This is a genomic window from Paenibacillus xylanexedens (assembly GCF_007680605.1).
GTDB lineage: Bacteria > Bacillota > Bacilli > Paenibacillales > Paenibacillaceae > Paenibacillus > Paenibacillus xylanexedens_B.
The window spans coordinates 24,229-49,985 of record NZ_VEIO01000015.1 but is presented as its reverse complement, the minus strand read 5'-3'; the positions used below and the strand labels follow the sequence as shown (position 1 = coordinate 49,985).

Below are 25,757 nucleotides of genomic sequence, written 5' to 3'. Positions count from 1 at the left end.
GGACCGCAGGGTCCTGGGAGAGTAGGACGCCGCCAAGCAAAGAACCACTGCCGATGATGTTCGGTGGTGGTTTTTATATTTTTATTAATTAATGAAGATCATAAAAATCTTCAATCAAGGAATACTTAAACTACACTAACAATAAAAGCAGGCGTACCGATCTAAATGAAAGGGCGCTTTTTTGTTATATTATCGAGGCTTGTCCACGTAAGGAACACAGTTGTGTGCAAGGGGAAGCACACCTGATTGTTCCAAGGAGTTTCCCTTGACATTCTAAATATCGCTTTGCTAAGATGGACAATAATATATTTTCAGAAAACGAATTTTCGGCATACAATACAGCCTGGAATCTTCGGGTTTTGGTCGGTAAAGCTGAGCAAACATAAGGAGGAACACTTGCGTGTGGGAAGATAAATTTGGTAAGGAAGGCTTCACCTTTGATGATGTATTGCTAGTGCCACGGAAATCCGAGACACTGCCTAAAGAAGTAGACGTGTCCGTTCGTTTGAGCGATAACGTCAAATTGAACATTCCTTTGATTAGTGCAGGGATGGATACTGTTACTGAAGCGACATTGGCAATTGCCATTGCGCGTGAAGGCGGTATTGGTATTATTCATAAGAATATGTCCGTTGAACAGCAAGCTGAAGAAGTGGATCGGGTTAAACGTTCGGAGAGCGGTGTTATCACCAATCCTTTTTCACTCACAGCTGAACATCTGGTATCTGATGCTGAGGCAGTTATGGCAAAATACCGGATTTCCGGTGTGCCTATCGTTGAAGGAGATCAGAAGCTCGTAGGGATTCTGACAAACCGTGACTTGCGATTTATCCATGATTTCAACATCAAGATTAGTGAAGTCATGACTCGTGAGAATTTGGTTACAGCTCCTGTGGGTACAACACTGCAGGAGGCAGAAGGTATCTTGCAGAAGCATAAAATTGAAAAACTTCCATTGGTGGATGAGTCCAACACATTGAAGGGCCTTATCACAATTAAAGATATCGAGAAGGCAATTCAGTTCCCGCAAGCTGCGAAGGATGCGCAAGGTCGCCTTTTGGTTGGTGCAGCAATTGGTATCTCGAAAGATACGTTTGAACGTGCAGATGCTCTGGTCAAAGCGGGTGTGGATCTGATTACAGTAGATTCAGCTCATGGGCATCATATTAACATTATTGAAGCGGTTCGCAAGTTGCGCGAACGTTTCCCTGAGCTCACTATCATTGCAGGCAACGTTGCTACGGGTGAAGCCACACGTGATCTGATTGAAGCAGGGGCTTCCGTTGTCAAAGTAGGTATTGGACCAGGTTCCATCTGTACAACTCGTGTTATTGCAGGTATTGGTGTACCTCAAGTTACAGCAGTATATGATTGTGCAAGCGTTGCGCGTGAATACGGCGTACCTGTTATTGCTGACGGTGGTATTAAATACTCTGGAGAGATCACCAAAGCTCTTGCTGCAGGTGCTCATGCCGTAATGCTGGGAAGCCTGTTTGCGGGAACAGCAGAGAGTCCGGGAGAAACGGAAATCTTCCAAGGACGCAGTTATAAAGTATATCGTGGTATGGGTTCGATGGCTGCAATGAAACAAGGCAGTAAAGACCGTTACTTCCAGGATGATGACAAAAAACTGGTTCCTGAAGGCATTGAGGGTCGTGTAGCATACAAAGGTCCTTTGTCTGATACCATTCATCAGTTGATCGGTGGATTGCGTTCGGGTATGGGATACTGCGGAACGAGCAATCTGGATCAATTACGTAATGACACAAGTTTTATCCGTATTACAGGCGCTGGTCTTCGGGAGAGCCATCCGCATGATGTACAGATTACGAAAGAAGCACCTAACTACTCGTTGTAATGCGAAGAGAGTTAATGATTTCCAAGGCAGGCTCGGCGATTTTCGCCGGGCTTGTCTTTTTTTGCGCATACCCCTGTGATAGAATAGAACAAGCGGTGACCGTCCTAGGATGGAACGGGGCGTTGCGGCGATTTTTTGACGTGATCCATGATTTTTTTATAAGACTCAAGGTAAGCCGGTTATGACTTATCATATTAGAAAGAATGTTTATTACGTTTTACATAAGATAAGCATTCAGCAAGATGCGAGCGAAGTGACTATTGATCTGAATATTAGAGCAACGAACTTGCTCATTTCGATACAGCGCATTCAGCAGAGAATCACATATCCATTGACACAATGACAGGGACTATGAAAATAGCAGCTTGAGCTGCACTGAGGCATCATTCAGAAGCTTCAGATCGAAGGGAGTATTCATCATTGAAAGCCAAACACATGAATAAGAAAAAACGTCAGATCCTCAAAAAGAGCGTAGCCTCCGTTATGCTCGTTAACATGCTATGCATGTCCGCAGTGATGCCTGTTATGGCTGCAGCAAATGACTCTGGTCAGGTTCTGACTGCGGCAGCTACAACAACGAAAACGCCAGCAAAGGCCGTCAGTATCCCTTCCGTAGACTCGCTCGGACTTGATGTAAGATCGGCAGTCCTGATGGAGGCTTCTACAGGTCAGATTTTACTGTCAGTTGACGCGGATAAAGCAATGCCGCCAGCGAGTATGACCAAGATGATGACAGAGTATATCGTTGCTGAACAGGTTAAACAAGGGAAGTTTGGCTGGGATGATGTAGTTACTGTTAAAAAAAATGCGGCTAAAAGTATCGGATCACGCATTTTCCTGGCTGAAGGTGACCAGCATACGGTAAAAGACCTGTATATCGCAATGGCTGTTGGATCGGCCAATGATGCGACAGTGGCCTTGGCGGAGTATGTTGCGGGTTCGGAAGCCGAATTCGTAAAAATGATGAATGAAGAAGCGAAACGGATGGGCATGAAGGATACCCATTTCATTAACTCTACTGGTCTGGATCGTGCGGATATGCCAGCTGAATTCCGTCCAGCAGAAGACAAGGAAACAGTAATGTCCGCACTAGACGCTGCTATTTTGTGCCGATATATCGTTAGAGATCATCCCGACTACAAAGATTTTACAACGATTCAATCTTACAAATTCCGACCGAACGACAAAGCACCTATCATCAACTATAACTGGATGCTGGAAGCGAATAAAAATATAACCAACTTCAAAAGCTACGCTTACGAAGGTCTGGATGGCATGAAAACAGGCCATACGAGCAATGCAGGTAATAACTTTACGGGTACGGCTGAGCGTAATGGTATGCGTTTGATCAGCGTAGTGATGGGAACCGATTCCGAATCCGCACGTTTTAGAGAAACGAAAAAGGTGCTGGATTACGGCTTTGATAATTTTGAAGTGAAACAGGCTGTTTCAGGTAAAACCAAAGTGAAAGGCTGGGAAACGGTACCTCTGAAAAAAGGGAAAGAGACGACAGTTCCTGTCGTAACCGATAATGCGGTAAGCTTTGTTGTGCCTAAAGGCACTCAAAATCTGAATGTTACATTCAAAGCAAGTGTAACGGAAGCGGATAAACTGGTTGCACCAATCAAAGCAGGTACCAAGGTTGGTACGGTCACTTACACATACAAAGCAGAGGGAATGGAACCTCAGGAGAAGACGGTAAATCTGATTACAGCCGAAGAGGCTGAAAAAGGCGGCTGGTTCCGTCTATTCTTCCGTGCGATCAAAGACTTCTTCGTTGATCTGTTCGATGGAATCAAAAACTTGTTTTAACTGAAAAATACAAACTAATACTGAATGAGTGGATTGTATATTTTCACTTTTTCCGGTAAAATATCAAGTTAGAATTCTACGTATTACAGTATAAAAGTCTAAGGCTCTTTCATCTGAATAGAAGCGTCATTTTGCTTATTGAAAAATGGGAGACAACACATACACTACGGGGGGCTTGGAATATGGAAACGGGAACATCACGCGTTAAAAGAGGTATGGCTGAAATGCAAAAAGGCGGCGTAATCATGGACGTCATGAACGCCGAGCAAGCTAAAATTGCGGAAGCAGCAGGTGCAACAGCAGTAATGGCACTTGAGCGTGTTCCTTCCGATATTCGCGCAGCAGGCGGAGTGGCGCGTATGGCTGATCCAACGATTGTGGAAGAAGTAATGAAGGTTGTGACGATCCCTGTCATGGCCAAAGCACGTATTGGTCACTATGTAGAAGCTAAAGTACTTGAGTCACTGGGTGTGGATTACCTGGATGAGAGTGAAGTACTGACTCCTGCGGATGAAGTATTCCATATCGATAAACATGAGTTTACTGTACCGTTTGTATGTGGAGCGAAAGACTTGGGTGAAGCACTTCGCCGGATCGGTGAAGGAGCATCTATGATTCGTACAAAAGGTGAGCCGGGAACAGGCAACATCGTTGAAGCAGTTCGCCATATGCGTTTTATCAACAGCCAAATTCGTAAAGTAACTAATATGTCAAAAGACGAGCTGTATGCTGAAGCGAAGAACCTGGGCGTTGCCTATGAGCTTTTGCTCGATGTGCATGAGAACGGGAAATTGCCAGTGGTTAACTTTGCAGCAGGCGGCGTAGCGACTCCAGCAGATGCAGCCCTTATGATGCACCTTGGAGCTGACGGCGTATTTGTAGGTTCCGGTATTTTCAAATCGGATAGCCCGGAGAAGTTCGCACGTGCGATCGTTGAAGCAACAACACATTATACCGATTATAAATTGATTGCTGAGGTTTCTAAAAACTTAGGAGCACCAATGAAAGGTATTGAAATTTCCAAACTTGCACCTTCCGAGCGCATGCAGGATCGCGGCTGGTAAGAGAAGGGGAACTCAGACATGAAGATCGGCGTCTTGGCACTTCAGGGTGCTGTTACAGAACATATACGCAGTATTGAACGTGCTGGAGCTGAAGGTGTAGCCATTAAGCAGGTTCAGCAGTTAGAGGAGCTGGATGGCTTGATTCTGCCGGGTGGAGAGAGCACAACCATCGGAAAGCTCATGCGCAAGTATGGGTTCATGGAAGCCATTCGTGCCTTTGCTGCAGCTGGAAAGCCGGTATTTGGTACCTGTGCGGGTTTGATCGTCATGGCCAAGCGTATTCAGGGTCAAGAAGAAGCACATTTGGAGCTTATGGATATGACCGTTTCCCGCAATGCTTTCGGGAGGCAGAGAGAAAGCTTTGAGACAGATCTGCCTGTAAAAGGTATCGAAGAGACGGTACGGGCTGTATTTATACGCGCTCCGCTAATTGAGAGTGTTGGTGAACAGGTTGAGGTTCTTTCCACGTATAAAGATGAGATTGTGACAGCGCGCCAGGGACATTTACTGGCTTGCTCCTACCATCCGGAGTTGACGGATGACTACCGTCTACATGCTTACTTTGTAGACATGGCAAGGGCATATAAACAATCGGTAGAAGCAAAATAAAGTATGATGTACAACCTATGATCTCCCGGTCATCGGAGCACTCCTCAGTTGTCTGTTCTAGGCTGCTGCGGCTGTTGCATCTGGACGGATGCCTCATGTTGCTTGTAACTGCTGCATAGCGGAATCGCAGCGGAGGTGCAACCGGGGACATAGGTTGTTTTTTCGGTTATTGGCACATTGTAGGTTATAATAGATATTATTGTGTTTTTAAATGAAAGTATCGAGAACGGGCCTGATATGAGGCTCCATAATGTAGGTTTATTAGGAGGGGTACGTAGTGCTTGATGTGAAAATATTGCGGAATGAATATGCACGTGTAGAAGAAGCGTTAAATAATCGTGGAAAATCGCTCGACCTGATTGCTGGGTTTACGGAGCTCGATGCAAAGCGACGGGAATTGCTTCAGGAGAGTGAGAATCTGAAGAGTCGTCGTAACACCGTATCTGCAGAAGTAGCTAGACTGAAGAAAAACCGTGAGAACGCCGATGAATTAATTGTCGAGATGCGTGAGGTCTCCGATCGGATTAAAGCAATGGACGAGGAAGTACGTGAGCTTGAGGTTAAAATTAATGATCTCACGATGGCGATTCCTAACATTCCAAATGAAAGTGTGCCTGTGGGTACATCCGAAGAGGATAATGTTGAAATTCGCCGTTGGGAAGAGCCCAAGTCATTCTCTTTCGCGCCAAAAGCGCACTGGGAGATTGCACAGGAGCTGGACATCCTTGATTTTGAAGCAGCGGCCAAAGTGACGGGTTCCCGTTTTACCTTCTATAAAGGACTTGGAGCGCGTCTGGAGCGTGCGCTGATTAACTTTATGATGGATCTGCACAGCGATCAGCACGGATACGAAGAAATTTTGCCTCCATATATCGTGAATCGGGATAGCTTGTTTGGAACAGGCCAGTTGCCGAAGTTCGAGGAAGATCTGTTCAAGCTTAGAGATACCGAGTATTATCTGATTCCAACAGCAGAAGTACCTGTAACGAACTACCACCGTGAAGAAATTTTGAATGCCGATGATCTGCCGAAGCATTTTGTCGCGTATAGTTCCTGTTTCCGCTCAGAGGCTGGTTCGGCTGGACGGGATACTCGTGGCTTGATCCGTCAGCATCAGTTCAACAAGGTGGAGTTGCTCAAGCTATCTTCACCAGAGACATCGTATGATGAGCTGGAGAAGATGACACAAAACGCAGAGCGTGTACTACAACTTCTCGGCTTGCCTTACCGCGTGTTGACGCTCTGTACGGCAGATATGGGGTTCACTTCGGCTAAAACATATGACATTGAAGTGTGGTTGCCTGAGAGCAATACCTACCGTGAGATTTCATCATGCTCCAACTGCGAAGACTTCCAGGCACGTCGTGCCAATATCCGTTTCCGCAGAGAGCCTAAGGCGAAGCCTGAATTTGTACACACACTGAACGGTTCAGGATTGGCAGTGGGGCGCACGGTAGCAGCCATTCTGGAGAACTATCAGCAAGAAGACGGAACGGTGATTATTCCGGAAGCATTGCGTCCATATATGGGTGGGATTGAAGTCATTGCTCGCCGTAAATAGTATGAAGTTCGAGATAGCATAATTAACGAATCATCTTACTCCACTCGCCATTTGAGGATGGCGGGTGGGATGGATGATAAGTTGCAGTGCGGGTCACCTGTTACAATCCGATTTTAGCACGAAGTTTAAATAAAAAAACTTGCATTCCATCATTAATCTATGGTATGATACTTTTCGTGGCAAGTTTATAAAATATTTTTCTGGAGAGGTACCGAAGCGGTCATAACGGGGCGGTCTTGAAAACCGTTAGGGTGCAAGCCCACGTGGGTTCGAATCCCACCCTCTCCGCCATAACTTTAAAATTGCACACCGCATATGGATTTGCGGTGATTATGTTTGAAACACACTAGACTGTTGAACAGCGGTCTAGTGTGTTTTTTTATTTGTGACCGTTAGAGATAATCTAAAGGGAGGACTTGTAAAGGCATTTTTATGAAGATAATAAAAGGCATACCTAGACAGGTATGCCCTTAAACGAAAGCTATGTAGTTTTGGCTTGCTTTTTAGACACTGCTATTTTCTTCTGCAATTCTTTATGTGCAGCAAAACTCATAATAAGGAAGATTAGGTTAACGACTGCAAAGACCGAATAGCCTGGTTGATACGTTATTGCTAATAACAAAGCGATCACTTCTGCTACGACTAAAATTGAAAAGGTTGTAAATGGTAACGTGAAAATAAAAGCCCATGCAATGAATTGAACGAAGATTAGTCCTCCGCTTAATATGCGTGTAGTTTCTCCATCATAATCTACAGGTTGTGTTGTCAGAAACTTAAAGAACATGAATACAAGCCAAAATGCGAAGATGATGCCAGTGGCAACTCTCAATATGATTCCCTCCTAACTCTACATAATGAAATGATTGTATCATGCACAATTGAAATTGTAATCATTTTAATGAAGTTTATGGTATTGCCAGATTCAATCATGCATAAAAACAACATCTTCTCCGCACGTTATAGAAGTGGAGGTGGTAAAGATGAACCGCGAACTAAACATTGATCAGAACGAACTTGTAGGCGCTTGGCAGGAGCGTTTGCCTGAAGTCTTGAATGTGGGTGATCAGGCACAGGTTATGGCAGACGAAGCAAATCATCAGGCGATTCGGATACACATTGCAACAGCAGGTCACGAAATGTATTCTTTTGATTTTAAATGCCAATATGTTGATTCCCGTGAGGTCAGTGTAGAGCTAGTTGACGTGGAACGGGATGGGAGAACAACGGATGAACGCACAGAACCGATTCAGGAACTGGCGCATGATTACACTCGGCATATTCACGAGTGTGCTCAGTCATTGCAATCGATAACAAATTCTTAATACGAACCAAAAGGGGTCGAATGGAATGACTAAAACCAAATCGAGCGTGGATAAAAACCTGCAAAATGTTGTTGGAGATCTCGAACAAACGGGTGTTAACAGCCATCATGCACAGCAAATACAACAAGATTCCAATGATCGCCGCCATCAGGATGCATTAAATCATGATAAAACGGAAGATAGAGACCCATCTCATTCCTAACCTATGATGAGGAGGCACTCATATGAGTAAACCAAAAGCAATTCCTGTACCCGAAGCTCAGGAAAACCATCAGCAACGTCATTCATCCAAGCGCTCTTCCATGCAAGAACCATTGTCTGGCTCTAAAAAAGTGAAGAATCAGAACCATGTGGATCATCTAAATCCGGAGGGGTAACCCTATAATGTTTTTGTGCAAAAGATAAGTACCAAACATAAAAATCACTTCATTTCAAAAGTCCCTTGTTACCTAACAGGGGGCTTTTGCGTATTCATACATATGGAAAGACTAGCAGTCAGATCATCCCGTACCTGACATAGGTCTTTCTAGCCATTTTAAAGAGGAAAAATCACAATTTTCCCAAATTAGGTTTCAGTATCGGCCGAGATGGTATATCATTGGTATTGAATTATTTTTTTGGGGTTATCACGAGAGGAGAGAAACGAATGACTAAACGCATGGGGGCGCTTCTTCTTACGTTGTTGTTAACCGTATCTTTGGCTTTAACAGCATGTAGTAGCAAGCAAGAACCAAAAGAGGCATTGAAGACGGCTGCGGCAAATGCTTCTAAATTAACTTCGTACGAAATGAGTTCCAACTTTACAATCAATGAGTTGAGCTATAAACCTGGTGATGCATCTCAGACGGATCAAAGCATGACGCAGTTTATGAGCATGCTGAAGGACGCACAACTGAATGTCACAGGTGTATACCAAAGCGAGCCAATGCAGACAGAGATGACCGTTGGCATCGAGCTTAAAGGCGATATGGGGATGACTTTTAACATTCCTATGGTAATAACCAAAGAGAAATTGTATGTAAAAGTACCAAACATCCCATTCTTCCCGATTCCGGAGAATATGGTGAACAAATTTATTGAATTCGACTTGAAAAAATTGGCGGAGCAAGAGGGTACCGAATTTAACCCTGATGCACTGGACGCTGCCAAAACACAAAAGCTGAGCAACGAAATCATGGATGCGGTACTGGGTGAGTATGATGAAGCCAAGTTCTTCAAAAACCTCGATACCAAAGATGCAAAGTTGCCTGAAGGTGTAGACGCGAAGCAGGTCGTACAATTCTCTGTAAACAATGACAATGTGAAAGAAGCTGTTACTGTACTGGTAACCAAAGCGCTTCCTAAAGTGATGGATATTGTCTCCAAAGAAGAATACAGAGATATGTTGCAACTGAGCCAAGCAGATATCGACAAAGCCAAAGAAGATTTGAAAATCTCAGAAGCAGATCAAGCTGAAATGACTAAAGATCTGGATAAATTGAAAGACGTTCTGACAATCAACACGTTCAACATCGATTTTGCGTTGGATAAAAACGACTTCCCAGTTTATCAAAAAATGGTCGCTGATATGCTGATCAAACCAGAAGATACCAAAGACGAAATGAAATTGGCCTTCACTGGTTCGAACACATACACTAAAATTAACGAAAAGCCTGAATTCAAAATCAACATCCCGACAGGTGACGATGTAATTACAATGGAAGAGTTTGAGCAACTGATGAACTCCTCTTACGGATATTAAGATCTAAACCTGATCTATGAATAAAACCCGCCTGGATACTCAAGCAGAGAATGCTCTTTTCCTGCTAGTATCTAGGCGGGTTTTGTTTATATAAATACCGCACTACTGCCTTTTATAAGAAATGGTGTGGTGTTTATTATGTAAAACAATAACGGAGGCAAGGCAAAAGGGCTTAGTGATACGATTCATCGTGCAAATCTTCGGCAAGCACAGCGTAGATCTGATGATCCTGGTAGACTCCGTTAATTTTCAAATATTTACGAGCGATTCCTTCAGGCTGAAATCCGTTTTTCTCCAGTACCCGCTTAGAACCCTGGTTTGATGGCAGTACAGCGGCCTGCACCCGGTTTAACTTCAGAGCACGAAACCCATAGGCTACAGCCAGCTTGACCGCGGCAGTCATTCGTCCCCCGCCTTGATAGTCCGGATGGATGAAGTACCCCATATCTGCATAGTTAGCAACGCCGAGAACAACATTGTTCAGACTAACCTGCCCGATGAGAAGGTCATCCTTAATCGTGAAGATGCCGAACTGATAACCGGTTCCCTCATCTGCGGCTCGCACGCGATCCTCAATCCGCCGGGTCTGAGCTTCAAGTGTGTAGAAATCATTTTCGCGAATCGGTTCAACTGCTTGATACGGGATGCGGGTAAGCTCAATCAATTCAAGATAGGTTTGTGCATCCTGGGTGTTGAGTAAACGAAGACTTATGCCATGAGCTGTATCGTATAGTGTTAGTGCCATTGTAACAGACATCCTTTCATGTGTATTTATTTTCGATTCATCTGTATCGTAATTACTTTTTACGTAAACGTCTAAAAAATTGCGTTAGCATGGAAGAACACTCCGGTTGCAGAACATCAGGGATAACCTCGGTTCTATGATTGAAGCGCGGTTCTTGAAGTAAATTCATTAATGTCCCTGCGCATCCTGCTTTGGGATCCGCAGTACCGAAGATAACGCGTGGAACCCTGGATTGCACAATCGCACCGGCACACATTGGACAAGGCTCGAGAGTAACGTACAGTGAACAGTCCAGTAAGCGCCAAGCTCCAATGACTTCGCTTGCCTCTCGTATGGCTACCATTTCTGCATGGGCAGTAGGATCGAGCGTGGTTTCCCGCAGATTATACCCACGACCGATAATCTCGTTGTTACGCACAACTACGGCTCCGATGGGTACCTCACCAAGCGCCTCTGCTTTGTGGGCCTCTGCAATAGCCTGCCGCATCCAATATTCATGTAGCTCTTCCTCGCTCAGCACTGTGAGATCAGGCTGAGGAAAATCATCCTTCATAGGTGTAAAACTCCCTTCGTTAGCATTTATTCAGCGAACAAACATTCGGTTTGTTAACATGTTGTGCACAGAATTGTGGATAACTATTAGTTAATCACATAGTTATGAACATACTATCCACAACCCTGTGGATTTGTGAACAAATCCAGTGATACATCTCATTGCATTTCATGAAAAGTGAACAAACAACAATATTCGATCTATTCAGCCAGAGCGGTAACTTTCGGGCAATGGGCGATTATCCTTTTCAAATAGTCATACAAGCGTTATGATGGATATAGGTTTTGCCATATATCGCCAGAGGGCATAAGCCGAGAGGTGAAGAACGAATTTGTCTATTAAAACGAAATTATCCATGATTATGTCGTGCTCGGTGCTCGTTATTTTGGTATTAAATATCGCACTGAGTTATTATACTACAGAAGAGAATTTGAGGCAGGATAGTGAGAACAAGATGGTACTCACAGCGAAACAGATCGCAATTTCTGTCGAACAAAATCAGTACAGTGCAGATTATGTAAAAAGGCAGATCGGAAACAATCTGTGGCTTGCTTCAATTATGGCAGCAGAGGAATTAGATCCAGACATCAAGAACATTACCAATGAAGATCTGGTTCGTTTGAGTAAAAAAGTAGGTGTATCCCATATCTCACTCCTGGAACAGACGGATGATGATATCGTAGTTAACCGTTCCTCTGATCCAAGGGAGATAGGCCTCTCCACGAAATCAATGACGTACTGGTATCAGGCGTTTAAACAGTTATTCGAGAAGCATCAGGTAACGATCCCCGAGGGGCAGAAGCTGGATCATTTCTGGTCAAATGGTTTCGAGTATTCGACGTCCAGTCCTACAGATATCGATATCTGGGGTTATTACCATGATGGAAAGAGAAATTACATAATCAACCCCTTCTATAATAATACTGAAGTAGATGACTATGTGAAGATCTCTAGTCCGGATGAAATCTTAACTAAAATTCGTGAAGTCAATCCTTCCATTTTGGAGATTACAGGCATCAATCCTTTGACGTTTGCGAGCCCCGATATGAGCGATGATGGAAGAGATATCAATTTCAGCAAACTGAATAACAGACCGATCCGTTTTGGTACATATCAGTATGGCTCGGTAGATGAAGACCACCGTGCTGTGGTGCGAGCTGTTCGCACGGGGCAGAATGTGTCTTTTGTGAGTGAGACGCATGATCAGAAGGTATTGAAGAGTTTTATTCCGATTTTCACTCCGAATGAGTCTTCCTATGTAATCAGTATTGTCATGGATTACAAACAAATATCATCGATGGTCTCGGAACAGTTGGTTAGCCATGCTTCAATATCTCTGGTTTTGCTGGAGATTGTGATCTTTGGCAGTTACTTGCTTGCTGGTTACATTACACGTCCCATCCAATCGATCTTGGACAAGGTGAATGATGTGGCGGATGGACATTTTGATTTTCGTCTGAAGATTAAACGCAAGGACGAGCTGGGACAGCTCGCCAACCGGATTAATGCGATGATTCGAAATCTGGGTCACTATACAAGCCGTCTGAAGCAGATGTATGAAGAGAACCGGGCAGTGAAGGAGCACCTGGAGTCTATCATTAATCAAACAGCTGATGCAATTCATATAACAGACCTTGAAGGAAAAGTGCTACGGGTTAACCGTGCATTTGAACAATTATATGGTTTTCGTAGCCGTGAGGTGGAAGGACGTTTGCTGAAGATTATTCCTCCTGAGGCGGAAGAAGAAATGAAGCAACAGCATGCTCAGCTTATTGAAGGCATGTCGATTACGTCTAACGAAACGATCTGGATGAAAAAAGACGGAACCCGGGTTGAAGTCAGTGTAAGTACAGCGCCTGTACGCGACGAGGCGGGTGAGATTACGGCACTCATCAGTGTCTCAAGAGATATTACAAGCCGTAATCGGATGGAAGAGCTGCTTAGACGGTCGGAGAAGCTAACGACGGTTGGACAGCTCGCCGCTGGTGTAGCCCATGAGATTCGTAATCCACTTACAACGTTACGCGGCTTCCTACAGCTTCAACAGGAAAGCAACAAGCTAAATCATCGTCATCTGGATCTGATGTTATCCGAGCTTGATCGAATCAACCTGATCGTGGGCGAGTTTTTGATTCTGGCGAAGCCGCAGGCAGTTCATTTTCAAGAGCGGGACATTCGTTTCATTCTTGGGGATGTTATCTCATTGCTGGATAGTCAGGCGCATCTGCACGGGGTTGAGTTTGTGTTGCATGCATCATCGGATTCAGCTATGGTACACTGTGAAGAGAATCAGTTAAAGCAAGTTTTCATCAATGTTCTGAAGAATGGTATGGAAGCTATGCCGAATGGAGGAAGCATCCATATCAAGCTGAAGGTTAACGAGCTGGCCAACCGGGTTAGAATTGAAATTAAGGATGAAGGGATTGGCATCCCGGAAGAAATGATGCCAAAGCTTGGGGAGCCGTTCTTCACGAATAAAGAATCCGGTACAGGACTCGGCCTCATGGTAAGTCAGCGCATTATTCAATCCCATAAGGGCATGATGGATATTAAGAGCGTTATGAATAGAGGGACCACTGTCATTATTGAACTGCCGGCTTCTGAAGTGCAGACACAGTTACACGAGGCAGATCCATCAGCGGAAAAACAACAACCAGATGAAGAGAACTAGATGAGGTGAGATGACCTTTTGCGTATTAATAAATTTATTAGTGAGACAGGTTACTGCTCCCGCCGAGCAGCCGACAAATTAATTGAAAGTGGTCAGGTGACCATTAACGGCATCAAGGCGGAGCTCGGCAGTCAAGCAGAAGAAGGCGATGATGTTCGAATCAACGGGAAGCCGATTAGTGAGAAGAAAAAGCATGTGTACATCGCGCTGAACAAACCTGTGGGAATCACAAGCACAACCGAGCAACACATTCAGGGGAATATCGTTGATTTTGTTGGACATCATGAACGGATCTTCCCGATCGGACGTCTAGACAAGGATTCGGAAGGTTTAATTCTGATGACGAATGACGGGGATATCGTGAATCGGATTTTGAGATCCGAGGGTCGTCACGAAAAGGAGTATATTGTCACGGTTGATCGGACGATTACACCGAGCTTCCTCAGGGGAATGAGTACCGGTGTTAAAATTCTGGGAGAAATGACGTTGCCTTGCACCGTAACTAGAATGACAGACCGTGTGTTTCGTATTATTTTGACGGAAGGCAAGAACCGTCAGATCCGGCGGATGTGTAGTGCATTCGGCTATGAGGTTCGCAAGCTGAAACGAGTTCGTATTATGAATATTCATCTTGGAGAGCAGGCAACAGGAACATGGCGGGAGCTTACATCTGCTGAAAAAGCAGAACTTGGTAGCTTACTGGACTATTCGCTGGAATAAAGGATGCCGAAAATGAGCCGGGTCAAGACTCAGCTTGCTTTAGCGTGAAAGAAAAAGCATTGTTTCCTTTAAGGAGGAGGCAATGCTTTTCAGTTTAAATACAGAAGATGCCCATTGCTTAACGCCTTAAAAAGAGAAAAACCGCTCTCCTTCATTACATGGAGAACGGTCTTGAACGCATAACGTGCTGAGGACGGCTAGTTGCCACCACTTACGGATTTTACATTCGCATTGTTACTTTGATACTTCCGGATAATCGACACTTCTACACGCCGATTCTGTGCTCTTCCGATGTTTGTATCATTGCTGGCGATTGGATGATATTCTCCGTATCCACTAGGTGTGAACTTGGAAGGATCAAGCTGCGGATTCAGCAACAGAATTTTCAGAAAGTTCAGAGCACGATCTGCACTCAAATCCCAGTTATCCTTATATTGGTTATTGGAAATGGGAATATTATCGGTATGACCGGATACGACAACTTCGTACTCAGGGAACTCTTGCAACATGCTGGAGATCGCCTTGGCCAGTGAACGTGATTCAGGCTTCACATCTGCTCGCCCAGAGGAGAACAAGGCTTTGTCACTGATGGTAATCTTGAGTTCAGACTGGTTGAGTTTGGTATTCAGTTGGTCTGATAGTCCGTTCTGAGCAATATACTTGTCGAGTCGCTTCTTGAGCTTCTCTAGATCTTCCTGTTCTTTTTGGGCCATCTGGGCATCCGTAATCTGCGCAGGAGTTTTCTTTGTGATTACCTCCGGTACTTCCTTGTTTTTGCCTAGATCTGTACTGGAGTCCGTTGGATTCATTGACGTGTGATCCAGAACGCCGGAACCTCCGTTGAGCGCGCTGCTTAGTGCCGAGGCCATTTGCTCGAATTTGGCAGCATCCAGTGAACTCATGGAGAACAGGGTGATGAACAAGGCGAGCAACAAAGTCATTAAGTCGGAATAGGGAAGCAACCAACTTTCATCAATATGCTCTTCATGCGGTTCGTGTTTTTTACCCTTTTTCACCTGATGATCCCTCCTTCTCTTCCAGTTGTTTACGTTCGGAAGGTGTCAGGAATACGGATAACTTTTGGTTGATGGCAATAGTAGATACGCCAGATTGAATAGACAAGAGTCCTTCAACCATCATCAACTTGATTTCCATCTCTTTTTTGGACATCCGCTTCAGCTTGTTGGACATCGGGTGCCATAACACGTAACCACTGAAGATACCCAGAAGGGTTGCGATAAATGCCGCTGCAATCGCATGAGAGAGCTTCTCCATGTCACTGAGGTCGGCGAGTGCCGCAATCAGACCTACGACGGCCCCGAGAACCCCGAGTGTCGGTGCATACATCCCCGCTTGAGCGAAGATCAGTGCGCCGCCGCGATGTCGTTCTTCGGTTGCATGAATATCTTCCATCAGTACATCACTGACGAATTCCTGGTCGTTACCGTCAATAATCATCCGCATGCCGCTGCGAAGGAACTGATCATCGATCTCTTCTACTTTTGATTCCAGAGCGAGCAAACCTTCACGACGGGTAGTGGAAGCCCAGTCCATAAATGTGCCAATCAGAGAAACACGGTCAATCAGTTGTTGCTTTTTGAAAAGGATACCGAATAACTTCGGAATCTTCTTAACTTCAGACATTGGAAACGCCATAAAGATGGTTCCTGCCGTACCAACGAAGATAATAACGTATGCTGCCGGGTTATTAACGAGATTGATCAGCGGAGCACCCTTCAAAAACATACCAAGTACAAGGGAGACTAACCCCAAAACTAGTCCGATAATCGTTGAAATTTCCATCATACACCTCATCCATGAGATAAAATTGAATCCTTTCAGGCGGCAGAATTCGGGCTTCCAGACGAAGGTTCTGCTGCAGTCCGTTACATGTCTGGCAACCTCCAAAGCTGCCGAAAACGAATGAAACGGTCATGTATAGTATTTATCGACCAGAGGGGCTTTTTTTTTAAGGGTTATTTTCAGGTATAATAAGATCAAATCCGCCTTTTACAAGGTGAGTGGGAGTGAGAAGTCAATGGGCGTAAAGCATGGACGTGATTATGAAGGAATATTGACAGATTTAACGGTGGCCATAGGACGCATACCGGATCGCTATGTTTTCTTTGAAATGGATGCGGAAGAGTGGGGGAGACTAGGGGAACCAGAACAGCTTGAGGTGGACGAAGCGCTGGCGGAGGATTTGTTCTACGCGCTTGGAGAGGAATCCGTCATTCCGGTTGGAAGCGGTGTGGTGATCCATGACAAAGACCAACACCGGATTCATATTTTGATCGGAGAAGAAGAGCTGACCTTTGTACCTTTAATCTAAAGGATGTATTAACGATAAAACCTTGCGCCTCAAGGCACTGAGCCGTCTGTTCTATGGATTTTGGTGCTTTGACGTGGTAAGATGATACTCATGAAAAAGGCGCCGCTGGGCGGTGGCCTGCCTTTAAGGCTGTATGGGCAGCATGCAAAGGTGCCGATGGTCATGTGGATGTAAGTCCGCGATGTCTCATCATATGGGGAGGAAGATAACGCATGGTTTTTACGCAAGAGGAAGTCGAAGCTCATCTGGGAAGGCTGGAAGGCTGGGAACTGGAAGAGGGACGGTGGATTGTCCGCAAATTTGTGTTTTCTAACTATATGAAAGGGATTGCGTTTGTGGATGAAGTCGCTGCGATTTCGGAAGCATTCAATCATCACCCTTTTATTACTATTGATTATACAACGGTTACACTGCGTCTTACGTCTTGGGATGCAGGTGGCATTACATCGGTAGACATCAAAGAAGCAGAGCAGTACAACGAAGCTTTTGAGAAAATGAGAACATAATAATCTGCACCAACGTTGTCTGCAGGATGATGTTTGTAATGCATGCCAAAAGAGGCTCTTGTCTCCCTAACGGGAGGGTGAGAGCCTCTTTGATGCCTTACGCGCAGAATGCATTATTTCTTCTCTGCTAGCCACATTGCAATGTGGGCGATTTCTTCGTCTTGCAGTTTGCCTTTGAACGAAGGCATACCGCCGCCTTTACCTTTGACAATGGTGGAATAGATTTTCTCCACATCATCCTTACTACCGATGTTTGCAAGAGCCGGGCCTACGCCACCTTGAAGCTGATCGCCGTGACAGGAAATACAGTTGGCTTTCACTAACGTCTCAGCCTGTCCAGCATCCATAGCCACTTCAGGCATGTTTGGTTTGGCTTCCTGCTCCACTTCCTCTTTACCTGGAAGCGTAAACATTAAAACAATAGCTAAAGCACATGCTGCAAAAAATACCCCGCTCATGATCCATTTGTGCATCCCTTATGTCCCCTCCAGAATGAAAGATCATCTAACTCAAACTAATCCCTATCATTATAACGGAAGCTGTCGTTACATCATAGCATTTTGTGGTAATTTTTTGAACTAATCACAAAAGAGAGACAAATTGAAACCATTTACTTGCGAGTTTATTCTCTTGGGCCTTCATAGACCATGCAATGGAAGGGCTTTAAACCACTGGGAGTTTGGCGTTCATATGTATCTTGAATGACGAATCCGCTTTTTAGATATACCTGGATAGCGCGGTTATTCCAAGTCAGTACTTCAAGATCAATTTCATTGGATGGATTCCGGCGGATGGCCTCTTGTACGATCGCAGTAACAAATGCTTTGCCGAGACCTTGCCCACACAGATCGGGGCGCATACCGAGACCAATACGTGTGACATGCTGGAGCGGGAAATATTGTGCGAATCCATAAACCTGATCATGTTGATCCAGGATAATGGCGTATTGTTCTTGTCTGAGCTGTGCATCACCGAACTCGACTTCCAGTGCTTTCATCTGTTCCCAAGGTAGCCAGCTATAGATATTGTAAGGTGGGGCGTATTTCCAGCCACATATAAGTTCAGCATGTTTTTCTTGCATCGGTACAACATGAAGTATCAAAGAGGCTTCATTCTTCATATAACAATGCATGCTCCTTTCTCCAATATCCGTATCTTGTTCACTCTACTAAAAGAGCCGTGCATCAGGCAAGTCTTTAAACGATCAGATAAAAATTGAAACAAAAGTCTTAATCATTCCGTTTATATTATAACAGGCTGGGTAAGAACATGATAAGGGCACGGACAAACGAAAGAAGGCGAACGTGTTGGTTCAGATACACACCATGACTGTAACATCATAAACCACACAGAGTCAGAAAGCATAAAAAAACCGCCGGATACATTCCTGCGGAGAATGCACCGGGCGGTTCTGTTTATACTTCGTATTTCGTTACAGTATAGTTACATGGTTCCAACATCATGTTGATTACAGCTTGTACCTAGTCAAGGGCCAGTGACTCATAATCGTCCGTGCTCATGATCCGTTTAGCGCCAACGTAGCGGTTAGCCCAGTAGTTCTCGCTCAAAGAGCTGATCGTTACACCTTTGGAAGAAGAAGAATGTGCAAACTTGCCACTTCCTACAAAAATGCCTACGTGTGATATGCCTTTACCTGTTGTGTTGAAGAACACCAGATCTCCAGGTCTCATTTCCATGCGGGATACGGAATCACCCATGTCGTATTGGGAGCTGGATTGACGAGCCAAATCAATACCTAATTTGTCGAATACATACCGTGTGAATCCGGAGCAGTCAAAACCGTCAAGCGTTGTTCCTCCGCTTTTGTATGTAGTTCCCATTGCTGAATCAATTACTTTATCCATCTTAGAATCTGCAAATGCGCTGCCTGCTCCAAGTGATAATGCAAATGTAAGGCTAAGTACTGCTGCGGTCAGTTTCTTCTTAAACAAGTGATATACCCCTTCCAACGCCTGCGAGGTTAGCTTAAGGATTCGGTTGAAGGTCCCCTATGATCCCTCTGTTTCAAGATCAATTCACCCATAACTGGTTCCCCCGCTTCCCAGGTGCCAGGAATTTGGCTATGCTAGTTATGCACCTGAAAAATGAAAAAAATTTAATTTTAAGGATTTAATTTAAAGTTGTTACAAATAAGGATTTAAAGATTACAAAGTTGTTACTAAAAACTCACTGCGCTTATTGTACCAGAGGCGTAGTACTTTGGCAACGTTTAGCAGTAAAATTAACAAAAAAAACCTCGACCTTTGACGGGGAAAGGTCGAGGTTTGCGTATTTATACGTAATAACGAATGAAATGTTTAACATGAGATGGTAACATTTTTTTATTTTTGAAAGCGATCTCAGCTTGTGTGTAACATTTTAGTTCAACGTATATGATTTTCATGTCTGGTGGATGTGGACTGCCATAAACGGAAATGACTACATACTTTCCACATACTGAGTAGGCTTCGGGCAAGCGGATAGGTTTGTTGCAGGATTAATCCGGATAGTCCTGTCAAGAACCAGGAGGCGGAAGTGAATGCACCGAAGACCAACAAATGGACAACTCCCAACACCAGCGCAACACCGATAACAGCGAAGATGCGGCACACAGCAATCCACAGTCCCTTGAGCGTCCCGTGGATTCGCCCTTCTGCTTCCGGGTCAGAAATACCAAACTGCATGTAGAGCACTGCATGATGTACGATCCAGCCATAAATAATCCAGCCTGCTATATATGGAACGCCGGGAAGTAATAAATGAAGAGAATGAAAACCGTCCATTATTGTAGAATACAATTTGGGCAGAAGCCAGTACGCAGGCAAGAACATGAGAAAGGTACGCATAGTGTGTAGCAATAGCATGGATTTCCATAACGTTTTGATGCCACGAATAAAAGGAATGCGTTCTTCTGTAGATTGATAATGTTGCAGGGAGTAGAGCAACCCAGCCTGAATAAGTGGACTGATCAGCAAGCGAAGCAATAACATGCCGCCCAGAATCCACAGATAGCGCTGGACCTCCGGACCAGACAAGCCGAGCTGGCTTTCCATTTTGAATAAAAGCGTGCTTAGCTCGCCGACATCATCCGTTGGATAACGTAGTAATAGAGGAACGACAGCCGATTGCACCAACCGATAGATGAAGTAACCCCAAATTAATTGATAGATAAACAAGAGCGCGGCAATAAACATATGCTGACGGACGAGAAACCAGCCTTCACGAATTTTTGCTTTCACTGTCTCCACCTCACCATGACAGACCTCCGAATATGGCTTCAATTAGTTTCGTAGCACTCATGTTCCAGCGGGATTTGACTTGCTCGTCCAGTCCGGTTCTCAGGAAATTGTTCATATGGCGATTTTCGAGCACGATGTCATACAAAGGGTCTGTCATGGCCCAGGTGACAGGAGATGTATATGTCAGTTTATAGGTGACCCGCTCCTCGCGGCCATCCCAGTGTTTGGTTACGGTATGTCCGTCCTCAAACGTTATCCGAACAGGAACCTTGGGAAAGTCACTGCCTTTTTTGACGATGGTGACAGAGGACTCGTACATTTTTTTGCCGTCCTTCTCTATAGAAGAAACGTTGATCTTCTCTACAGCAAAATCGGCCATGCCGTTCCGGTAGACATATTGGTCAAAGTAATCCGCCCAGGAGGTGCGGGTGACTTGCTCAACCACCTTTTGAAAATCACCCGTTGCGGGATGTTTAAAACGATATTTTTTTACATACGTCGAAAGGATTCGTTCCATGGTCTTCGCTCCGACTTGCTGTTCAATGCCGAGTAGCACCAGTTTGCCCCTTGTGTACACGTTGGAAGCATATTGATTCTGTGAGTCAAACTTCCACGAGGGCTGTGTTAGAGGAGCCGGAGATGTGATAAGACCCGATTGTACCGGTAGATTCGGAATCAATCCGTATTCCTGTTCCATCAGTTTATCTTCTGCATAGGAGGTGAACCCTTCATCGAGCCAGGCCTCCTCAAACTCATTGCTCGCAACCATGCCGTAGAAGTATTGATGTCCAATTTCATGTACAACGGTGCGTTCCAGATCGTAACCCGGCGTTGTGTCATCGGCCCCAAAGGCTGTAATTAGAGTTGGGTATTCCATGCCTCCGGCCCCGTTTGCGGCTTTTGGCGGGACCACGATAGATAAGGTGGCATAAGGATAGGGACCAAACCACTTGCTGTAATTCGTTAATGCGGCTTTGGCAGCAAAGAGATACCGCTCCTTCAGATCCTGATGTGCCGGATCAAGGTAGAGTTTAATGCGTACACCGGGCACGTTGGGAGCAGAGAAGGGTTCCTCCGCATACACAAAATCAGGTGAGGCTGCCCAAGCGAAATCATGTACATCATCGGCATAAAATTGATACACTTTCTCACCATTCTTCAAGGCCGCTTGCTGCGTTGGGAATCCGGTTGCTGCCACCTTGTATGTTTCGGGTACTCGGATACGCACACTGTAGATACCGAAGTCGGCATAGAACTCGGAGTTTCCGTGATACTGATGCAGGTTCCAGCCTTCCAAGGTACGGCCCCGTCTCCCAACAGGCTCGTAAGCACTGAGTTTAGGGAACCACTGGCCTGCCATGACAAAATCATCCGTTTTGCCCATCCTTGCGAAAATTTTAGGTAAACTCACTTCGAACGTTGTGCGAATTGTGATGCTTTCACCGCCCTTGACGGGTTTGGGCAGACGAACCTTGATCAGCGTTTTGTCTTTGATGTTCCCGTCATCCGGCTGTACATACTGCATCCGGTGTAACAGAGAGAGCCCATCCTCCGTCTGCATGTCAGTAAATTTCATCGAGCCATAACCATCTGTGGGCATGACATCGCCGCGAAGCTTACCGCCCGATTCTTTCATAAATGTAGTATCCGCAGAGGAGAATGCATTAGGGTACATATGAAAATAAAGTTCGTTCACCGTTTTTTTGCCCGGATGAGTCCAGGTTATGGTCTGTGTGCCTTGCAGTTTGTTCCCCTCGTTCAGCTTCACATCCATGTGGTATTCAACCACACGTTTGCTGTATACCTCGGCTGTAGGAGACTGTACACTTTCCGGGGGAGCGGGCGCTCCGGTTTTGGCTGGAGGCTTGCCCGATTCTGGAGCGAGTACGGGTAACTCAGATGAAATGGAGCGATTGTAACCGAGTGTGATCCATACCCCTCCGGCAAACAGGCATAAGGCCAGGGATATGATGAGCCAGCTCTTGGCGCGTCGTGGAATCATCGTTAAATACCTCCCGTTGACAAGCATCTACAGCATGTATATGTTTGCATTGGGCCAATTATTAGTTAAAATATTTGTATCAACTCTTGGAGGCTATGAACATGGACCAAAATGAGCAAAACGGCAAGAAACAGATTGCCTTGAATATCGTGAGTGCAAAGAGCAAACATAAAGGCTTTGGTGCAGGTTCCATTGATCTGAACAATCTTTCTCCCGTCATCATTGACCAGGGCGAAGCGAAGATCGACATCGGTGCCATGCACGCGAAGAGTAAAGTGGAACGAGGCATTAAATTTTCAACGAATCGTGAAGACGTTCCGAATGGACGTCAGGTATGGCTGGTATGGGTTGCTGTGGATCGAACAGAGCAAGGACAGTTGTATGGCGGGGCAACGGCATGTGAGATGTGGATTGACACGGAAGCCAAACGGGGGTGGAAGCTGCTCGCGGATCACGTCAACCGGATGGATTATGCGATGAAACGCCGATTTATGCTGGATGAGCTGGGACCGGAAGACAAAGCGGCGCTGAAGACACTTCTGATCTCTCATAATGAAGAATGGTGGAATGCTTCACCGGATGAATTGAAAGAGGCACTTGCCTGAGGATAAAAATAGAACAAAAGCAAGAAGCCCCGAACCGGAATATCCGGTTTCGGGGCTTGCTTTATTTCTGTGATGAAGATGTAGCGCAGGCTTCATACAGTCATCTGTATATTTATGAATCCTCCATGTAATTAATGGAGGCTGTTAAATCAGAGATCTTCATGACGCAATCAAGTCATTACGGATATGCGTCACTCTACCCACCAGCGTTTGAAATCACTCCACCAGGAATGTTTCTGCTCCTGAATACCCTTTTGATTCTCTGCCGAACGTTCCTTTTCATCCTGCGCACCATCCGGTTTCTCTGCCTCACCACGGCAGACTTCAGTGGGTTCGGTTCCTTGGATGAATACTTCCAGCCGCTTCTCTTCACAGCCGTTACCTGCAAGTTTTCCGGTCTCCGGGTTAATGTAGACGCTCACGACCTGATCAGGTACAGAGAAGATTTTGGGTGGTACACTTGCAAGGGCTTGTTCTGTAAACTGAGCAAAGATCGGGGCTGCGCGGCGGCCATCAGACGTCGAGATCGCTTTGCCCTGATCATAGCCCACCCATACAGCGGTAGACAGCTCTGGGGTAAACCCAACTAACCAGGCATCCGTATTGGTTGTTCCTGTTTTGCCAGCCACCGGACGTTTGATGGTGGCAGATACCCGATTGCCTGTGCCTCCGTTCTCAAAAACACTCTCCATCAGACGTGTCAGTACGTAGGCTGCTGCCGGTTCCACCACGGTGTCTGCCTTGGTCTGCGGAGATTCGTACAACACACGCCCTGCCGCATCCGTCACTTGTAAAATAGCGATGGGGGGCGTCCGTTGTCCTCCTGCAGCAATAACGGAGAAGGCGGAGGCCATCTCCAGTGGACTGACAGGTGAAGTGCCTAATGCAAGAGAAGGGACAGGACTCAGCTTGCTTGTGATACCGAGCTTTTGAGCCATGGTTACGACTTGTTCCGGACTGATCTTCATAATCGTGTTGACCGCATAGATGTTATCAGATGCAGCGATGGCTTGGCGAAGATCAATCTCACCTAAATATTTATCGCCGAAGTTGCCGGGTTTGTACGTTTTGCGGTCATTATCGTAATGGAACAAGGTAGGCTGGCTGTTGAAAATAGATGCACTGGTAAGCTGCTTCGATTCGAGAGCAGCGAGATACATAATCGGCTTAAAGGCTGATCCCGGCTGGCGTGTTGTTGTCAGCACATGGTTGATCTGATTGGTACGATAATTTTTGCCACCAACCATCGCTTTAATGTAACCGGTGCGCGGGTCAATCGACACGAGTGCGGTTTCCAGCTCGCTTTTCGCATCCATACCTTTGGCAACTGCCATTTCCGCAGCCTTCTGCACTCGTAAATCCAGTGTCGTGTAGATGTTCAACCCGCCGTGATCCAGCATCGCTTCGCTGATGCCAAGCTCCTTCACTGCAAGACTTCGAATGTAGTCGCGGAAATACGGTGCGTTCTCCACCGTCTTGCGCTCGCCCTCGGGTTTGAAGTTCAGCATCTCTTCATAGGCGGAGTCTGCTTGTTTTTGCGTAATTTTACCCGTTTCGATCATGGCTTTTAGTACGATTTTCTGCCGATCCTTGGCGTTTTTCATATGGTTGTAGGGTGAGTAATAAGTCGGTCCCTTCGGAATACCTGCAAGCATGGCGCTCTCGGCCAGATCAAGTTTCTTTGCGGATTTGCCAAAATACATCTGCGCAGCTGCCTCAATGCCGTAGGCACCGTGACCATAATAGATTTCATTTAAGTACATCTGTAAAATTTCATCTTTGCTGTATTTCATCTCAAGCTGAGCGGTATACATTGCTTCCTTGGCTTTGCGTGTCCAGGTTTTCTCATGGGATAGGTAGAGGTTACGCGCAAGCTGCTGTGTTAGCGTACTGGCTCCCTGAGACATTCGCATGTGCTGGATGTTGACAAGGACTGCTCGGCCCATGCCCTGAATGTCGAATCCGAAATGCTGCCTGAATTTGCGATCCTCTACGGCTAACGTAGCGTTCACCAAATCAGGGGTAATATCCTGCAGTTGAACGGGAATCGAATCCTTGCCGCCAGCGGAGAAGGTGGCAATGACTTCACCCTGACTGTCGAGCAGTCTGGAATTGCGATCGGAGTCGGCGAGGGGCAGGCTGGTTGCGTATAGATATACCAAAATGGCAGCCGTGGCAATAAGGCCGAGCGCCATAAGTATGGATAGATATTTGATAAATTGGAGTACACGGAACCCGCGTTTGCGGGTCTTGACGCTTGGCTTGTTCATGGAACGGGCTCCTCTCTTTTCTTTCCAGTATGGGAAGGGAATAACCGGGATATTCAATTCGTCTGTGAAGTGGATAAATTATAAGTCAATTTCGGCTTGAAAACCGTTTTACAGTTGAATCGTCTATCGCGTATAATGCAAAAGGGT

25 protein-coding genes, 1 tRNA gene and 1 riboswitch are annotated in these 25,757 nt (G+C 45.5%); of the genes, 15 read left to right on the top strand and 11 right to left on the bottom strand.

Annotation, left to right across the window (positions count from 1 at the left end; translation table 11 throughout):
- Nucleotides 1-400: 400 nt before the first annotated feature.
- The 6 genes from guaB (at nt 401) to FS818_RS27770 (ending at nt 7,195) form a co-directional block, all read left to right on the top strand.
- The gene (gene guaB / locus FS818_RS27795) at nt 401-1,858 is read left to right on the top strand and encodes an IMP dehydrogenase (RefSeq protein WP_145336584.1); all 1,458 of its coding nucleotides are present in this window, start codon (nt 401-403) and stop codon (nt 1,856-1,858) included.
- Between the two features lie 420 nt (nt 1,859-2,278).
- Nucleotides 2,279-3,670, top strand: coding sequence for a D-alanyl-D-alanine carboxypeptidase family protein (locus FS818_RS27790; RefSeq protein ID WP_145336582.1), 1,392 nt, complete (start codon nt 2,279-2,281; stop codon nt 3,668-3,670).
- A gap of 182 nt (nt 3,671-3,852) precedes the next feature.
- Entirely contained in the window at nt 3,853-4,734 is an 882-nt protein-coding gene (gene pdxS, locus FS818_RS27785; protein WP_062329598.1) for a pyridoxal 5'-phosphate synthase lyase subunit PdxS, read from the top strand.
- An 18-nt stretch (nt 4,735-4,752) separates the two neighbouring features.
- The gene (gene pdxT, locus FS818_RS27780) at nt 4,753-5,343 is read left to right on the top strand and encodes a pyridoxal 5'-phosphate synthase glutaminase subunit PdxT (RefSeq protein WP_145336580.1); all 591 of its coding nucleotides are present in this window, start codon (nt 4,753-4,755) and stop codon (nt 5,341-5,343) included.
- Nucleotides 5,344-5,620: 277 nt separating this feature from the next.
- On the top strand, nt 5,621-6,904 hold the full coding sequence (gene serS / locus FS818_RS27775; RefSeq protein WP_145336578.1) for a serine--tRNA ligase: 1,284 nt from the start codon (nt 5,621-5,623) through the stop codon (nt 6,902-6,904).
- Nucleotides 6,905-7,106: 202 nt separating this feature from the next.
- Nucleotides 7,107-7,195: transfer RNA gene (locus tag FS818_RS27770), tRNA-Ser, on the top strand.
- A gap of 190 nt (nt 7,196-7,385) precedes the next feature.
- On the opposite strand, the gene FS818_RS27765 is transcribed toward FS818_RS27770, so the two are convergent.
- Complete coding sequence (locus FS818_RS27765) at nt 7,386-7,733, bottom strand: hypothetical protein (protein WP_145336576.1); 348 nt, start codon at nt 7,731-7,733, stop codon at nt 7,386-7,388.
- A 151-nt stretch (nt 7,734-7,884) separates the two neighbouring features.
- On the opposite strand from FS818_RS27765, the gene FS818_RS27760 reads away from it, so the two are divergent.
- The 4 genes from FS818_RS27760 (at nt 7,885) to FS818_RS27750 (ending at nt 9,967) form a co-directional block, all read left to right on the top strand.
- Complete coding sequence (locus FS818_RS27760; RefSeq protein WP_145336574.1) at nt 7,885-8,226, top strand: hypothetical protein; 342 nt, start codon at nt 7,885-7,887, stop codon at nt 8,224-8,226.
- Nucleotides 8,227-8,251: 25 nt separating this feature from the next.
- Nucleotides 8,252-8,428 (top strand): hypothetical protein, encoded by a 177-nt coding sequence (locus tag FS818_RS29015; RefSeq protein WP_186331907.1) that lies wholly within the window; start codon nt 8,252-8,254, stop codon nt 8,426-8,428.
- A 22-nt stretch (nt 8,429-8,450) separates the two neighbouring features.
- Entirely contained in the window at nt 8,451-8,603 is a 153-nt protein-coding gene (locus tag FS818_RS27755; RefSeq protein WP_145336572.1) for a small acid-soluble spore protein P, read from the top strand.
- A 269-nt stretch (nt 8,604-8,872) separates the two neighbouring features.
- Nucleotides 8,873-9,967, top strand: a complete 1,095-nt coding sequence (locus FS818_RS27750) for a hypothetical protein (RefSeq protein WP_145336570.1) — start codon at nt 8,873-8,875, stop codon at nt 9,965-9,967.
- A 172-nt stretch (nt 9,968-10,139) separates the two neighbouring features.
- On the opposite strand, the gene FS818_RS27745 is transcribed toward FS818_RS27750, so the two are convergent.
- Together FS818_RS27745 and tadA are read right to left on the bottom strand one after the other, a co-directional pair.
- Complete coding sequence (locus FS818_RS27745) at nt 10,140-10,712, bottom strand: GNAT family N-acetyltransferase (protein WP_145336568.1); 573 nt, start codon at nt 10,710-10,712, stop codon at nt 10,140-10,142.
- A 52-nt stretch (nt 10,713-10,764) separates the two neighbouring features.
- The gene (gene tadA / locus FS818_RS27740) at nt 10,765-11,265 is read right to left on the bottom strand and encodes a tRNA adenosine(34) deaminase TadA (protein ID WP_145336566.1); all 501 of its coding nucleotides are present in this window, start codon (nt 11,263-11,265) and stop codon (nt 10,765-10,767) included.
- Nucleotides 11,266-11,596: 331 nt separating this feature from the next.
- Here tadA and FS818_RS27735 point away from each other — a divergent pair, with 331 nt between their 5' ends.
- A complete protein-coding gene (locus tag FS818_RS27735) occupies nt 11,597-13,936 on the top strand; it encodes an ATP-binding protein (RefSeq protein WP_145336564.1) in 2,340 nt (779 codons plus the stop codon).
- Nucleotides 13,937-13,954: 18 nt separating this feature from the next.
- Entirely contained in the window at nt 13,955-14,656 is a 702-nt protein-coding gene (locus FS818_RS27730) for a pseudouridine synthase (protein ID WP_145336562.1), read from the top strand.
- A 197-nt stretch (nt 14,657-14,853) separates the two neighbouring features.
- Here FS818_RS27730 and motB read toward each other — a convergent pair whose 3' ends face one another.
- Both motB and motA read right to left on the bottom strand, forming a co-directional pair.
- The gene (gene motB / locus FS818_RS27725; RefSeq protein ID WP_145336560.1) at nt 14,854-15,672 is read right to left on the bottom strand and encodes a flagellar motor protein MotB; all 819 of its coding nucleotides are present in this window, start codon (nt 15,670-15,672) and stop codon (nt 14,854-14,856) included.
- On the bottom strand, nt 15,659-16,459 hold the full coding sequence (gene motA / locus FS818_RS27720; protein WP_110899509.1) for a flagellar motor stator protein MotA: 801 nt from the start codon (nt 16,457-16,459) through the stop codon (nt 15,659-15,661). Before motA ends, motB begins: the two co-directional genes overlap by 14 nt.
- Before the next feature lie 235 nt (nt 16,460-16,694).
- Between motA and FS818_RS27715 the strand changes: the two genes are divergently transcribed.
- Together FS818_RS27715 and FS818_RS27710 are read left to right on the top strand one after the other, a co-directional pair.
- On the top strand, nt 16,695-16,988 hold the full coding sequence (locus tag FS818_RS27715; protein ID WP_090924883.1) for a hypothetical protein: 294 nt from the start codon (nt 16,695-16,697) through the stop codon (nt 16,986-16,988).
- Nucleotides 16,989-17,200: 212 nt separating this feature from the next.
- Nucleotides 17,201-17,494 carry a 4a-hydroxytetrahydrobiopterin dehydratase gene (locus tag FS818_RS27710; RefSeq protein WP_090924882.1) on the top strand — a complete coding sequence of 98 codons (294 nt, stop codon included), beginning with the start codon at nt 17,201-17,203 and terminating at the stop codon, nt 17,492-17,494.
- A gap of 113 nt (nt 17,495-17,607) precedes the next feature.
- Here FS818_RS27710 and FS818_RS27705 read toward each other — a convergent pair whose 3' ends face one another.
- The 5 genes from FS818_RS27705 to FS818_RS27685 form a co-directional block, all read right to left on the bottom strand.
- Nucleotides 17,608-17,967 (bottom strand): c-type cytochrome, encoded by a 360-nt coding sequence (locus FS818_RS27705; protein WP_145336558.1) that lies wholly within the window; start codon nt 17,965-17,967, stop codon nt 17,608-17,610.
- Between the two features lie 149 nt (nt 17,968-18,116).
- Nucleotides 18,117-18,575, bottom strand: coding sequence for a GNAT family N-acetyltransferase (locus FS818_RS27700; protein WP_260989986.1), 459 nt, complete (start codon nt 18,573-18,575; stop codon nt 18,117-18,119).
- Between the two features lie 400 nt (nt 18,576-18,975).
- Nucleotides 18,976-19,446: a C40 family peptidase gene (locus tag FS818_RS27695; RefSeq protein WP_090924879.1), complete on the bottom strand. Its 471-nt coding sequence runs from the start codon at nt 19,444-19,446 to the stop codon at nt 18,976-18,978.
- Between the two features lie 3 nt (nt 19,447-19,449).
- Nucleotides 19,450-19,587: riboswitch (cyclic di-AMP (ydaO/yuaA leader) on the bottom strand.
- Between the two features lie 291 nt (nt 19,588-19,878).
- The gene (locus FS818_RS27690) at nt 19,879-20,733 is read right to left on the bottom strand and encodes a hypothetical protein (protein ID WP_145336554.1); all 855 of its coding nucleotides are present in this window, start codon (nt 20,731-20,733) and stop codon (nt 19,879-19,881) included.
- Between the two features lie 10 nt (nt 20,734-20,743).
- The gene (locus tag FS818_RS27685) at nt 20,744-22,735 is read right to left on the bottom strand and encodes a M1 family metallopeptidase (RefSeq protein WP_145336552.1); all 1,992 of its coding nucleotides are present in this window, start codon (nt 22,733-22,735) and stop codon (nt 20,744-20,746) included.
- A 101-nt stretch (nt 22,736-22,836) separates the two neighbouring features.
- Between FS818_RS27685 and FS818_RS27680 the strand changes: the two genes are divergently transcribed.
- Complete coding sequence (locus FS818_RS27680) at nt 22,837-23,340, top strand: YwhD family protein (RefSeq protein ID WP_145336550.1); 504 nt, start codon at nt 22,837-22,839, stop codon at nt 23,338-23,340.
- A 191-nt stretch (nt 23,341-23,531) separates the two neighbouring features.
- Here FS818_RS27680 and FS818_RS27675 read toward each other — a convergent pair whose 3' ends face one another.
- Complete coding sequence (locus FS818_RS27675; RefSeq protein WP_145336548.1) at nt 23,532-25,610, bottom strand: transglycosylase domain-containing protein; 2,079 nt, start codon at nt 25,608-25,610, stop codon at nt 23,532-23,534.
- Between the last annotated feature and the right edge of the window lie 147 nt (nt 25,611-25,757).